Origin of the sequence: Kitasatospora sp. NPDC091335, assembly GCF_044757205.1 — a bacterium.
Taxonomy (GTDB): domain Bacteria; phylum Actinomycetota; class Actinomycetes; order Streptomycetales; family Streptomycetaceae; genus Kitasatospora.
Window position 1 is genome coordinate 279,009 of sequence record NZ_JBIVUM010000005.1, and the last position, 12,063, is coordinate 291,071.

Below are 12,063 nucleotides of genomic sequence, written 5' to 3' on the forward strand. Positions count from 1 at the left end.
CGGCGACGGCCAGTCCGGGTTCGCCCTCCCGCTCCAGGAGTCCGACCAGTTCGGCGGCCAGGGCCGGGAAGACCTCCCGGACCAGCGGGTGCTCCGGGGCCGTCACGGGCGGGGCGCCTTCACGCCGTGGACGGCAGCGTACTCGGCCGCGAGCCAGGGGCCCAGGTCGTCGACGAGTACGGCCAGGGCGGCCCGGTCGACCGTCGGGGTGCGGGCCATGGCGGCGGCGAGGCGCAGTTGGGCGGCGCGCTCGGGGTAGTAGCCGGCGAAGGCTTCGGCGGAGGCGGTGAGGTCGCTGGTCCAGCCGCCGCCCCAGCGGGGCATGACCAGGGTGAAACCGGTGCGGACCAGACGGCGGGTCACGACGCGGGTGAGGGCGCGCAGTTCGGCGTCCGTGTCGGCTGCGGCCAGGCGGGCCCGCCAGCCGGGCAGGGCGAGGGCGAGGTCGCCGTTGGTCTCCCGGGCCAGCAGCGAGGTGGGGCGGTAGCGGGGGAGCCGGGCGGCGAGGTCCTCGCCGAGCAGCGGGGTGCAGAGGCAGGCGACGAACCACCCCAGGTCGTGGCGCTCCAGCTCGCTGAGCAGGGTGCCGGTGCCGAAGAGCAGCACCCCGACGCCGTTCACCTGGGCGAACTCGGCGTCGAGCGCGGCTTCCAGGGCGTCGGCGGTGGCCCGGTCCGCGGCCGTGGGCTCGTGGTGCAGGGCGAGCAGCAGGTCGAGATCGGAGACGCCGGGCGTCGCGGTGCCGCGCGGGACGCTGCCGTAGAGGTAGGCGCTGTGCAGCCGGTCGGGGGCGAAGGCCGCGGCGATCCGCGCCCGGGCGGCGGCGACCACCGGCGCGAACGCCGGCGGCACCCGGTCGAGCGAGCCCTCGCGTGCGATGCAGCCGTCCCGGTCCAGGCCCCGGGTGGTCGTCAAGGGGGTGGTCATGGCGGCACTCTGCCCCACCGTCGCCGCGCTGACCAGCGAATATCCGTCGGCCCGGCCGATTGTCAGTGCCGTGTGCAAGCATCCGTCGCACACGAACACGGAAGGCGTGAGGGGAACGGCATGGGCACCTGGGACATTGGGCACTTCGACAACGACTCGGCGGCGGACTTCTGCGGCGGCCTGGACGACGCGGCGCCGGGCGAGCGCGAGGCGCTGCTGCGGGCGGCGCTGCTGGACGCCGTCGGGGCGGAGGCGGACTTCCTGGACTCCTACGAGGCGGTGAAGGCGGTCGCCGCCGCCGCGCTGGTGGCGGCGCAGTGCCCGGGCGGGGCGGCGGTGACCAGCGCCTACGGTCCCGACGAGCCGGTGCCGCCGCTCTCCGCCGAGCTTCGCCCGCTCGCGGTGGAGGCGCTCGGCCGGGTGGTGGCGGAGGAGTCCGAGCTCGCGGAGCTGTGGGACGAGACGGAGGACGGGCCGGCCTGGCGCGAGGGCATACGGGCGCTGCGGGAGGTCCTCGCCGCGGCGTCGGCGGCGTCGGCGGACGCCTCGGTGGCCGGGAGTTGAGCGCTGTGGAACCGCGTGGCCGTCACCGTCGGGCCGCCGTCCACCAGTAGCCGAGCGCGGTGAGGCTGGTGGCGGCGCCGAGCACGCAGACGGCCGTCCAGCCGCCGTGGTCGTAGACGACGGTGGACAGGATCGCGCCGGCGCCGCAGCCGGCCGAGTAGAGCAGCATGTAGGCGGCGGTCAGGCGGCTCTGTGCCTCCGGGCGGACCTGGTAGAGCAGGTGCTGGTTGGCGACGTGGACGGACTGAAGGCCGTAGTCGATCACCACCATGGCGAGCACCAGCCACCAGACCGAGTGCGGCAGCAGTGCGGCCGGCAGCCAGCCGGCCAGCATGGCCAGCAGGCCGAGCCCGGCGGTGCGTTCGGCCCGGCCGCGGTCGGCCTGGCGGCCCGCGTAGCCGGCGCCGAGGGCTCCGGCGGCTCCGGCGAGGCCGAAGAGTCCGATCTGGGTGTGGCTGAGGTTGAAGGGCGGTGCGGCGAGCGGCAGCACCATCGGGGTGAGCAGCACGGTGACGGAGGTGAAGCTGAGCAGCGCGAGGACGGACCGGACGCGGAGCACGCGCTCTTGGGCGAAGAGCGTGAACACCGAGCCGACCAGGCGCGCGTAGCCGATCCGCTCGGCCGCCCGGTGCCGCTCGGAGGGGAGCACGGCGGCGACGCCGAGGGCCATCGCGGCGGTCGCGACGGCGGAGACGACGTAGACGGCGCGCCAGCCGGCCAGGTCGCCGATGGTTCCGGCGACGGTGCGGGCGAGCAGGATGCCGACCACGATGCCGCTGGTCACGGTGCCGACCACACGGCCCTGGTCCCCCGGGGCGGCGAGTTGGGCGGAGTAGGCGACGACCACCTGGGCGACGACCGCGAGGACGCCGACGGCGGCCATCGCGACGAGCAGCAGGGGCGCGGAGGGAGCGAGCGAGACGGCGAGGAGGGCGAGGACGGACAGGCCGAGCTGGGAGGTGATCAGGGTGCGGCGGTTGACGTGGTCGCCGAGCGGTACGAGCAGCAGCAGCCCCACGGCGTAACCCGCCTGGGTGAGGGTGCCGACCAGACCGATGGTCGCCGGGTCGATGCCGTAGTCGCGGGCGATCAGGTCGAGCAGCGGTTGTGAGTAGTAGACGTTGGCGACGGCGAGGCCGCAGGCGACGGAGAGCAGCCAGGCGATGGCGGGTGACAGGACGCGTGAAGGCACCTGGGCGGGGGCTTCGGCCGTGCCGTCCGGGGTGGACGCTGCCGTGCGGGCGGAAGAGGGCATGGGCGGGACTCCCTCGAAGGGGTGTGGTGGTTTCAAAGTGCTACCGCGACACGATGGCATATCCTGGTTTTAATAAGCAACCACTCCCTGGTCGGTACGCTGGGCGCCGACCGGTGAGAGCCGAGAACCGGCAGCTGAGAGGTGGGAGACGTGCCGAAACGCACCACGCACGAGGAATCGGCCTGCCCGGTCGCCCGTCCCCTCGACGTCGTCGGCGACGGCTGGACGCTGCTGATCATCCGTGACGCCTTCGACGGGCTGCGCCGCTTCGGGCAGTTCCAGAAGAACCTCGGCCTGGCCAAGAACATCCTGTCGGCCCGTCTGACCAACCTGGTCGCCAACGGGGTGTTCGACCTCGCGCCGGCCGCCGACGGCAGCCCGTACCAGGAGTACGTGCTCACCGAGAAGGGCCGCGCGCTGTTCCCGGTGATCACGGCGCTGCGGCAGTGGGGCGACCAGTGGTTCTTCGAGGAGGGGGAGCCCCGGGCGTGCCTGGTGGACCGCGAGTCCGGAGCACCCGTCGCGCCGGTCGAGGTGCGCTCGGCGGACGGCCGGGTGCTCGGGCCCGGGGACGCGCGGGTGCTGTTGCCCTGAGGCGTGCCGCTGCCACCGGCCGGGGCGGCCGGTGGCAGCGGGCGGCCGGCTCGGTCGGTCAGGGCGGCCGGTCAGCTCGTCGTGGCGGTCCCCGTGGTCGGGCAGGGCGGCAGGGTGGACGGCGCGGTGCTCGCGCAGGTCGCGGCCGGCGTCCGCGGAGCGACGGCGGACGTGGTGGTGCCGGTGTTCGTCGCCGAGGCGGTGGTCGTGCCGCCGTTCGTCGTGGCTGCGCTGGTGGTGGCTGCGCTGGCGGTGGCCCCGGCCGACGACTGGGTGGGTGTCGAGGTGCCGGTCGAGGCTCCCGTGGACGCGGGGGGCGTGCTCGCGGGGGACGTGCTCGCGGTCGACCCGGACGGCTGACCCGAGCCGGTCGGGGAGGTGGCCCCCGACGAGCTCGCGCCCGAGGACGTCGGGCCCGAGGATGTCACGCCGGGCGAGGTGGCGCCGGAACCGGTCGCGCCCGAGGTCGTCGCGCCGGAGCCGGTGGGCGTACCGGGAGACGTCGCACCCGGAGACGTCGCACCCGGAGACGTCGTACCGGGAGACGTCGTACCGGGCGAGGTCGAGGACGTGGCCGAGGGCGTCGTCGGCTTCCACGGGCCCGGTGCCGGGATGCCGGGCACCAGCGGGCCCTTCGGTGCCTCGGTGCGCCGGTCCACGATCTGGTCCCGCCCGGTCGTCCGGGAGAACCACCCACCGGTCTCGACGTCCACCAGGATGATCTCGGTCACCGGCTGGGGCGCCGGGACCACCACGATCAGCGTGGTCGGCTGGAAGCCCGCCCAGGCCTTCCCGGTGTACTTGGCACCGGCCACCAGCGTCGGCGGCTTCAGTGGGTTGCCGCACGAGCAGCGCACCCGGGGCACGCCCTGGGTGTCCACCAGGACGGCGGTGCCGGCCTGGAGCGCGGACTGGTACTCGACCACCGCGCCGCTCTGGTAGCCGTGGTTGCTCACCCGGGTGTCCACCCGCAGGTACGCCGAGGTCAGGGAGCGCAGGTAGCCGGGGATGTCGGCCTGCGCGATGCCGGCGGCGGAGGCCCAGGCGCGCCCGGTGTCCCCGGCCGAGACCATCCCGACCAGGCGCTCGGTGTCACAGCTCGGCTTGCTCATCGTCCCGCCGTACAGCCCGGCGGAGCTGCCCTCGACGCTGTGGAGGGCGGCTGACGCGCTGTGCCCGGGCGATGTGCCGCCCGACTGCTTCGCCGCGGAGGTGGTGGGGACCGCCGCGGGGGCGCTCATCCCCTGGGTTTCCACCGACGGGGTGAACGGGGCGGGCCCGGGGTCGGCCGGGGCCTGGAGGGCGACCTCGTTCGCGGTCGGCACCGTCGAGTGGTGGCCGCCCTGGTTGGTGACGATCAGCACGGTGGCCACCACGGCCGCCGTCACCGCGCCCGCCGCCAGCGCCAGCCCCTTCCCCGAGCGCCACCACGGCGTGCGTGCCCCGCGCCCGGGGCCGTCGGGCCCGGACGGCCCACCGGGCCCGCTCGCGCCGCCGGAGCCCTCGCCGCCGCCGGCGGCGCCCGGTCCCGAGGCCCCCGAGGAGCCCGAAGGCGGCGGGGGCACGGAGGGCGGTCCGGCCGCACCGCTGCCGGACGGCGGTCCGGCGAGCGGCCCGGACGGCGGACCGTGCGGAGGTTCGCTCGGCGGCCCGGACGGAGGCGGTTGGGAGGTCATCGAGGCTCCGTTTCGCAGGTGGCCGGCCGACCACGGCCGGCCAGGGAAGCTCCTGCCACTGGCTTCCATTTCTCTCCTGGTGCCCCGTTCGCCGCAACAGCAGGTGCGCGGCCCGTCGCCGAGCGTGCCCGCCAGTCGTCGGCGACTCTGGAACCCGCCGGGACCCGACCGGGACCGGATCGGAGCCTCCCGGGGACCCCGCGAGCGACGAGGAGGCGGCATGCAGCAGCCCACCACCCGGGCCGCGGGCCCGCCCGGTCCGCCCGGCCCGCCGGGCCCGGTCCGCGGCTGGCTGGACGCGCTCGCCGTCGTCCTGGCCGGCCTGGCCGCGATGGCAGCGGTTGCCGCGCTCGGCCTCTGGCTGGCCGGTGCCGACGGCCTCCCGGAGGGCGGCTTCCCCGCCGTGCTGGCCGCAACGCTCGCGCTCGCCGTCGGCGGCTCCGTCGAACTCGACGGCGGTGCGGGCGACTTCGCCGCCGTCGGCGCGGGAATCAGCGCGATGCCGCTGAGCGTCTCGGTGGCCGGCGCGGTCGCGATGGCCGAGGTGTTCCTGCGCCAGTTGCGCTTTCGCGCGATCGCGGGAAGCGGCGAACTGCTCGGCCGGATCGGCCGGACACTGCTGCTCTGGCTGCTCACCCTGGTGCTGCTCACCCTCGGCGCCCGGCACAGCTTCGTCGTCCCGCTCGGCGGCGACCTGGCGGAGTCGATCGGGGGCGTGCTCGGGCTCACCCCGGAGGTCGGCTTCCACGCGGACGGCCCGACCACCGTCGGCATCGGGCTGTCCTGGCTGCTGCTGGTGTTCGCGCTCACCTTCGCGGTCTCCCGGCGCGCCCCGCTGCCGCCCGCCCTGGTGCGCTACCAACTCGCGGTCCGTCCGCCCGCGTTCGCGCTCTGGCTGGTCCTGCTGGCGTACCTGGCGATCGGTGCGGTGGCCGGAGTGCTGACCGCGATCGTGCACGGCAACGCCCGGCAGACCCTGGCCGTGGTGCTGCTCGCGCTGCCCGACCTGGTCTGGCTGGCCTTCGGCGTCGGGCTCGGCGCCGAGTGGCACGGGCGGCTGGTCGGCGCGCTCGGCCTGCCCGTCCCCGAGCCGCTCAGCGCCGTGCTGCGCACCTCCGGGGGCGGGCAGGCGACCATCGGCCTCGGCACCCTCGCGGAGCAGGACGCGCGCAGCTGGTGGCTGCTGCCGCTGGCCGCCGTCCTGCTGCTCGCGGCCGCCTTCCTGGCGGCCCTGCGCTCGCCGCGCACCGTCCGGCTCCGGCAGCATGCCGTCCGCTTCGCGCTCGCCGCCGCCGTCACCGTGCTGCTGGTGGGCCTGTGGACCAGGGTGGACGCCGACTACGGGCTCTCGGTGCTCGGTGTGGGCCTTGGCCAGGGCGGCCTGGCCGACCTGCTCGGCGCCGTCCTCGGCGGCCGCAACCCGCTGGCCGGGCTCGGCGGCGGCAGCCTCACCCTGCGGCCGGTGCTCTGGACGGCGGTGCCGCTCGCGGCCGGCTGGGGTCTGCTGACCGGAGCGCTCGGCGCCCTGCTCGCCACCCGGGTCCGGCACCGCGGCGAGGCACCTGCCGACGAGGGCGGGGTGTCGACGGACGAGGGTGAGGCACCCGTCGGCACGCGGTGAGCGGTGGCCGGCTCAGAACAGCCGGTGGCCCCGCACCCGCATGGTCTTCCGGCCGTCGGGCCGGATGAGCCTGAGCTTCCTGACGCCGTCGTGCATGCCCGCGCTGAACAGCAGGGACGGGCCGACGATCACGCCCGCGGCGGCCAGGAGGAAGAGCGTGCCGATGTTGTCGACCGCCTGGTCGTCGCCCTCCTCGACGGTCCGGCCGCCCAGCTGGACGAGCAGCGGGATGGTGGCCAGGAGCGAGAGGACCAGCAGCCAGCCCAGCGCCCGCTGGACGCGCTGCTTGATCCGGGCCTTGGTGAGGGTCTCCACCCGGACCGAGAACGAGCGCCGGCAGCGTGGGCAGATGACGCCGATCTCCCGGTCCCCGCGGGCCGGCCGGGCCGAGCCGCCCTCCGGCAGGTGCGTGACGCTCCAGTTGACCTTCGTCACGGAGGGCCCGTGCTCGACGCTCACCCGGCAACCGAGGCTGATGACGTACCGGTCGGTGATCGGGATCCTGACCACTGCTGTCCACCCCCGTCAGCCGCCGTGACCGTCACGGGGTAGGCGGATTGTAGTCCCGGCGGAGAGCCGGCGGCACGGGTGACGGATAATCAGAAAGCCTCCGCCAGAAGGATGATGACCGCTGGTACCGCCTGTCCGAGGGCTCCCCGCCAGAGCTTCGGCGCGGAGCCGAACAGGGTGATCCCGCCCGCCAGCATGAAGGCGGCGACGTACAGCACCAGCGTCCGGCCGGCCCCCGGGTGTCCGCTGTGCAGCAGGACCAGTCCGGTGACCAGGCCGAGCGCCAGGAACAGGTTGTAGAAGCCCACGTTGACGCGCCACAGCCGGACCTCGGGGGCGTCCGCCGTGCTGCCGGTGAGCAGGCGCCGCACCCGTGGGTGCCCGTACAGGAAGCTCTCCAGCGGCCACACGACGAGGTGGATGGCGGCGGCGACCACGGCGAAGACCTGGCTCACGGCGTTCATGACGGACGGCTCCCCCCGGCGGCGGACGACGGTGGCGGGTGGACGACAGGTACGGCCCAGGCCGGCGGCTCGGGCACCGCGAGCCGGTCGGGGGCGGCGAGCGCCGGGACGACCCGGGTGGGCGGCCCCTCCGCCCGCCACGCGGCCGGGGAGGCGGCGGTGCCGGCCGCGCGCAGCTCGGCGACGAAGCCGAGGCAGCTCGGGTACCGCTCCCCGGGCGCCTTGGCCAGCGCCCGGGCGACCACCGCCTCGACGGCGGCCGGCAGGTCGGGCCGGTGCTCGCGCAGCGCGGGCGGCGGGTCGTTGAGGTGTGCCCAGAGCAGTGCGAGATCACTCTCCCGGCGGAACGGCGGGGTGCCGGTGAGTAGCTCGTAGACCACGCAGCCGAGGCCGTACTGGTCGCAGCGTCCGTCCAGCGGTCTGCCGGAGATCTGTTCGGGCGCCGCGTAGTCCAGTGTCCCGACGATCTGGCCGACGCCGGTCAGTCCGCTGAGCGACAGCGACTTCTTGGTCAGTCCGAAGTCCGCCAGGTACAGGTGCTCGGGGTGTTCGCTGTCCGTCCCGGCGGCGACCAGCACGTTGCCCGGTTTGACGTCCCGGTGCACCAGGCCGTGGTCGTGCGCGGCGTCGAGCGCCGAGGCGATCTGGAGGGCGAGCCGGGCGGCCCGCCCGACCGGGACGGGGCCGGAGCGGTTGATCAGGGCGCGCAGGTCGCCGCCCTCGACGTAGCGCATCGCGAGGAACAGGATGCCGTCCTGCTCGCCCGCCTCGAACACCGGGACGATGTGCGGGTGGTCGATCCCCGCGGCGGCCTCCGACTCGTGCATGAAACGCTGCCGGAACACCTCGTTGCGGGCCAGTTCGGGGGCCAGCAGCTTGACGGCGACGGTCCGGCCGAGCCGTAGGTCCCTGGCCCGGTAGACCACGGCCATGCCGCCGCGCCCGATCTCCTTCTCCAGCCGGTAGCCGGCGACCTGCCGCCCGACCAGTCCGGCCGGCAGGCCGACGGCGGACAGTCCGGCGGCGGACTGCTCGGCGTCGGGCCGGTCGGTGATGGGCTGGTCGGCGTCGGGCTGTTCGCCGGCGGGCTGGTCGACGGAAGGTCCCTCGGCGGCGGTCACGGCTCACCGGTCCTGGTGGGGGCGGGCGGGCCGTACGGGGCCGGGCCGGCCGCCGTCGGCAGGCCGGACGGCGGCGGGACGGGGGACGCCGGGGCAGCCGGCCGGTCGGTGGCCGCGTACGTCTGCAACTGGAGCCCGTCGCCGTAGCACCAGCGGTCGTGCACCGGGTCGAACAGCCACACCGCCCCGCCGTCCACCACCAGGCCGATCCGCAGGCCGCGGGTGCGCTCCCGGAAGGCCTCCAGGTCGAGGGTGCCGGTCGCCAGGTCGTCCAGCAGGGCGCGGTAGCGGTCGAGCGCGCTCCCGGCCCCGGCGAGCGCCGGGCGCGGGTCGGCGGTCCGCGCGGGCGGGGCTCCGGCGGTGGGCGGCGGCTGCGGCAGGGCGACCAGCAGGCGGCCGTCCACCCAGGCGGTCCAGCCGTTGGAGCAGCCGACCATGGCCCAGTCGCCCCGGCGGTCGAGCAGTTGCAGCGGCAGCAGCGCGTCCAGTCGGGCGGAGGGCCGGGCCGGGTCGGGCGCCGCCCAGGAGGCCAGGCCGTCCGGCGGGGCGACGTGGGTGGGGCGGAACGCGAACTCGTCCACGGGCGGCTACATTTCCTCCGCCGCGCGACCCCCGCCGCGCGCGGCACGAATCGCACCACAGGTCGTCTCCACTCTACCGGCGGGGGCCGGGGAGAGCCGTGCGGAGCCGCGGGGGGCCGGGGAGCGCGGTGCGGAGCCGGGGAGCGCCGTGCGGAAGCGGGGCAGGGCGCTACCGCCGCATGATGCTCGGCTCGTGCCGTCGCAGCAGGGCCAGCACCACCAGCCCGTACAGCACCGACAGCGCGGGCAGCACCGCCATGCTCAGCAGCCAGCCCGAGCGCTGGTGGCGGAACATCGGGTCGGCGGTGATCGCGTTCGGGAAGATGCCGTGCAGCTCGACGGTGCGGGCCATCGCCGCCAGGCCCCAGCGGGAGGGGATCAGCCAGGCGAACTGCTCCAGCCCCGGGACACCGTGCAGCTTGAGCATCAGGCCGCTGAAGACGATCTGCACCACCGAGAGGAGCACCAGCAACGGCATGGTGGCCTCCTCCTTGTCCACCAGTGCCGAGACCACCAGGCCCAGCATCATCGCGGAGAAGGCGAGCAGCGCGACGGCGATGATCAGCTCGGGCAGCTGTGGCATCACCACCCCGGTCGGCACCGCGAAGGACAGGTCCACCCCGGCCAGGCCGACCACGGTCAGCACCGCGGCCTGGGCCACCGTGACCGCGCCCAGCACCACCACCTTGGAGACCAGGTAGGCCGATCTGGAGAGCCCGACCACCCGCTCCCGCCGGTAGATCGCCCGCTCCTTGACCAGCTCGCGCACCGAGTTGGCGGCCCCGGTGAGCAGACCGCCGATGCAGAGTGTGAGCAGGCAGTTGACGGCGTTGTCGGGGGCGAGCCGGGAGCCGGCCATCGCCCGGCACATCAGGCCGATCACGAAGGGCAGCACCACCATGATGGTGAGGAAGAGCCGGTCGGCGGCGAGCACCGCGGTGTACCGGCGCACCAGGGTGCCCAGCTGGGAGAACCAGCCCTGCGGCTTCTCCCGGCCGAGCGCGGGCGCGGCCGGGACGTGCGGGGCCGGCTCGTGCGGGGCCGGCTCGTGCGAGGGCGGGACCCGACCCGGCTCCGGTTCCCGAGCCGCACGCGGGTACGGCGCCGGTACGGCCTCGGCCGCCACGTAGCGCGCGTACTGCGGGGACGCCAGGAACCGCTGCTGCCAGGCCGCGTGGTCCTCGTTCTCGAAGGCCTCGAAGGCCTCCGGCCACTCGTCGAAGCCGAAGAACTCCAGCGCCTCGCCGGGCGGCCCGTAGTACGCCGTCCGCCCGCCGGGAGCCAGCACCAGCAGGCGGTCGCAGACGTTCAGGCTCAGCACGCTGTGCGTCACCACGACCACCGTCCGGCCGTCGTCCGCCAGCCCGCGCAGCATCCGCATCACCGAGCGCTCCATGCCGGGGTCCAGCCCGGAGGTCGGCTCGTCGAGGAAGAGCAGGGACGGCTTGGTCAGCAGTTCCAGCGCGACGCTGACCCGCTTGCGCTGGCCGCCCGAGAGGCTGGCGATCACCTGGTCGGCCCGGGCGTCCAGGCCCAGTTCGTGGATCACCTCGCGGACCCTGGCCGCCCGCTCCCGCGGGTCGGTGTCGCCGGGGAAGCGCAGCTCGGCGGCGTAGGACAGGGCGCGGCGGACGGTGAGCTGGGTGTGCAGGATGTCGTCCTGCGGCACCAGGCCGATCCGGCGGCGCAGTTCGGCGTAGTCGCGGTAGAGGTCGCGGCCGTCGTACAGCACCGTGCCCCGGTCGGCGGGGCGCAGCCCGGTGAGCGCGTTGAGCAGGGTGGACTTGCCCGCGCCGCTCGGTCCGGCCACCGCGAGCAGCGCCTTCTCGGCGAGCGGGAAGCCGACGTCGTCCAGCAGCACCCGGTGGTCGGGGCCGACCCGGACCACCAGGTGCTGGACGTCCAGGGAGATCTCGCCGGTGTCGGTGTACTCGACCAGCCGGCCGTCGGCCAGGCAGAGCGCGCGGTGGCCGATGCCGACGATGTCGGCCGGGCCCACCGGGGACCGCCGGACCGGGCGGCCGTTGAGGTAGGTGCCGTTGTGGCTGTTCAGGTCGACGATCTCGTGGCCGCCGCCGGGCAGTTCGCGCAGCTCGGCGTGGTGCCGGGAGACCAGCAGGTCGTCCAGGACCAGGTCGTTGTCGGGCGAGCGGCCGATCCGGACGGTGTGGCCGGGCAGCCGCAGCACCGCGCTCGGGCGGCGGAAGGTGCCGGAGACCTGCGGGGCGACCAGGGACGGGCGCTCCGGGGCGCCGGGCAGGTCGTCCAGGACAGGGGTACGGGCAGGCGCCGGGACGGGGGAGCGGGCCGGGGCCGGGTCGGGCAGGCCGGTGAAGGCCGCGGCCGGGCCGTCGGCCGGATCGCCGAAGCGCAGCCGGGTGCCGGGGCCGACGTCCTCGTGGTCGATCCGTCGCCCGTGGTCGTAGGTGCCGTTGGTGCTGCCGACGTCCTCCAGCAGCCAGTGGCCGTCGGTGGCGCGCAGGATCGCGTGGTGCCAGGAGACCCGGGGGTCGTCCAGCACGATCTCGCTGGTCGGGTCGCGGCCGAGGTGGTAGGCCCTGGCCGGGTCGATCACCCGCGAGTCGGCGTCGGTGACCAGCACGAGGGGCGGCGCGGTGGGCGCGCCGGGGCGCTCTCCCATGCTGCGCATTCTATCGCCGCCCCGGCCGGAGAGCCCTTCCGGAGTGCGGGATTGGACTGGACCACTGCCTCGGCGCGCCACTATCGTTCGGCGTGCCCGCGCGTCGCGC

Annotated in this window: 11 protein-coding genes; 3 read left to right on the forward strand and 8 right to left on the reverse strand. The window is 75.2% G+C overall.

Going from position 1 to position 12,063, the window contains the following annotated elements; all coding sequences use genetic code 11:
- Positions 1–102 precede the first annotated feature (102 nt).
- Complete coding sequence (locus ACIQOW_RS14915; RefSeq protein WP_401084160.1) at positions 103–927, reverse strand: nucleotidyltransferase domain-containing protein; 825 nt, start codon at positions 925–927, stop codon at positions 103–105.
- A gap of 120 nt (positions 928–1,047) precedes the next feature.
- Here ACIQOW_RS14915 and ACIQOW_RS14920 point away from each other — a divergent pair, with 120 nt between their 5' ends.
- The gene (locus tag ACIQOW_RS14920; protein ID WP_401084162.1) at positions 1,048–1,491 is read left to right on the forward strand and encodes a DUF4259 domain-containing protein; all 444 of its coding nucleotides are present in this window, start codon (positions 1,048–1,050) and stop codon (positions 1,489–1,491) included.
- Positions 1,492–1,513: 22 nt separating this feature from the next.
- On the opposite strand, the gene ACIQOW_RS14925 is transcribed toward ACIQOW_RS14920, so the two are convergent.
- On the reverse strand, positions 1,514–2,746 hold the full coding sequence (locus ACIQOW_RS14925; protein ID WP_401084164.1) for an MFS transporter: 1,233 nt from the start codon (positions 2,744–2,746) through the stop codon (positions 1,514–1,516).
- A gap of 150 nt (positions 2,747–2,896) precedes the next feature.
- Here ACIQOW_RS14925 and ACIQOW_RS14930 point away from each other — a divergent pair, with 150 nt between their 5' ends.
- Positions 2,897–3,340, forward strand: coding sequence for a winged helix-turn-helix transcriptional regulator (locus ACIQOW_RS14930; RefSeq protein ID WP_401084166.1), 444 nt, complete (start codon positions 2,897–2,899; stop codon positions 3,338–3,340).
- 71 nt (positions 3,341–3,411) lie between these two features.
- Here the strand turns inward: ACIQOW_RS14930 and ACIQOW_RS14935 are convergent, their stop codons facing one another.
- Entirely contained in the window at positions 3,412–4,905 is a 1,494-nt protein-coding gene (locus tag ACIQOW_RS14935; protein WP_401084167.1) for a DUF6777 domain-containing protein, read from the reverse strand.
- 331 nt (positions 4,906–5,236) lie between these two features.
- On the opposite strand from ACIQOW_RS14935, the gene ACIQOW_RS14940 reads away from it, so the two are divergent.
- A complete protein-coding gene (locus ACIQOW_RS14940; RefSeq protein WP_401084168.1) occupies positions 5,237–6,637 on the forward strand; it encodes a streptophobe family protein in 1,401 nt (466 codons plus the stop codon).
- Between the two features lie 12 nt (positions 6,638–6,649).
- Here the strand turns inward: ACIQOW_RS14940 and ACIQOW_RS14945 are convergent, their stop codons facing one another.
- From ACIQOW_RS14945 to ACIQOW_RS14965, 5 genes are all read right to left on the reverse strand, one after another.
- Positions 6,650–7,147: a hypothetical protein gene (locus ACIQOW_RS14945; protein ID WP_401084170.1), complete on the reverse strand. Its 498-nt coding sequence runs from the start codon at positions 7,145–7,147 to the stop codon at positions 6,650–6,652.
- A gap of 89 nt (positions 7,148–7,236) precedes the next feature.
- A complete protein-coding gene (locus ACIQOW_RS14950; RefSeq protein ID WP_401084172.1) occupies positions 7,237–7,611 on the reverse strand; it encodes a DUF1304 domain-containing protein in 375 nt (124 codons plus the stop codon).
- Positions 7,608–8,627 (reverse strand): serine/threonine-protein kinase, encoded by a 1,020-nt coding sequence (locus ACIQOW_RS14955; protein ID WP_401084522.1) that lies wholly within the window; start codon positions 8,625–8,627, stop codon positions 7,608–7,610. Before ACIQOW_RS14955 ends, ACIQOW_RS14950 begins: the two co-directional genes overlap by 4 nt.
- Positions 8,628–8,728: 101 nt before the next feature.
- Positions 8,729–9,313, reverse strand: a complete 585-nt coding sequence (locus ACIQOW_RS14960; RefSeq protein WP_401084174.1) for a hypothetical protein — start codon at positions 9,311–9,313, stop codon at positions 8,729–8,731.
- A 169-nt stretch (positions 9,314–9,482) separates the two neighbouring features.
- Positions 9,483–11,954 carry an FHA domain-containing protein gene (locus ACIQOW_RS14965; RefSeq protein WP_401084175.1) on the reverse strand — a complete coding sequence of 824 codons (2,472 nt, stop codon included), beginning with the start codon at positions 11,952–11,954 and terminating at the stop codon, positions 9,483–9,485.
- Positions 11,955–12,063: the final 109 nt, after the last annotated feature.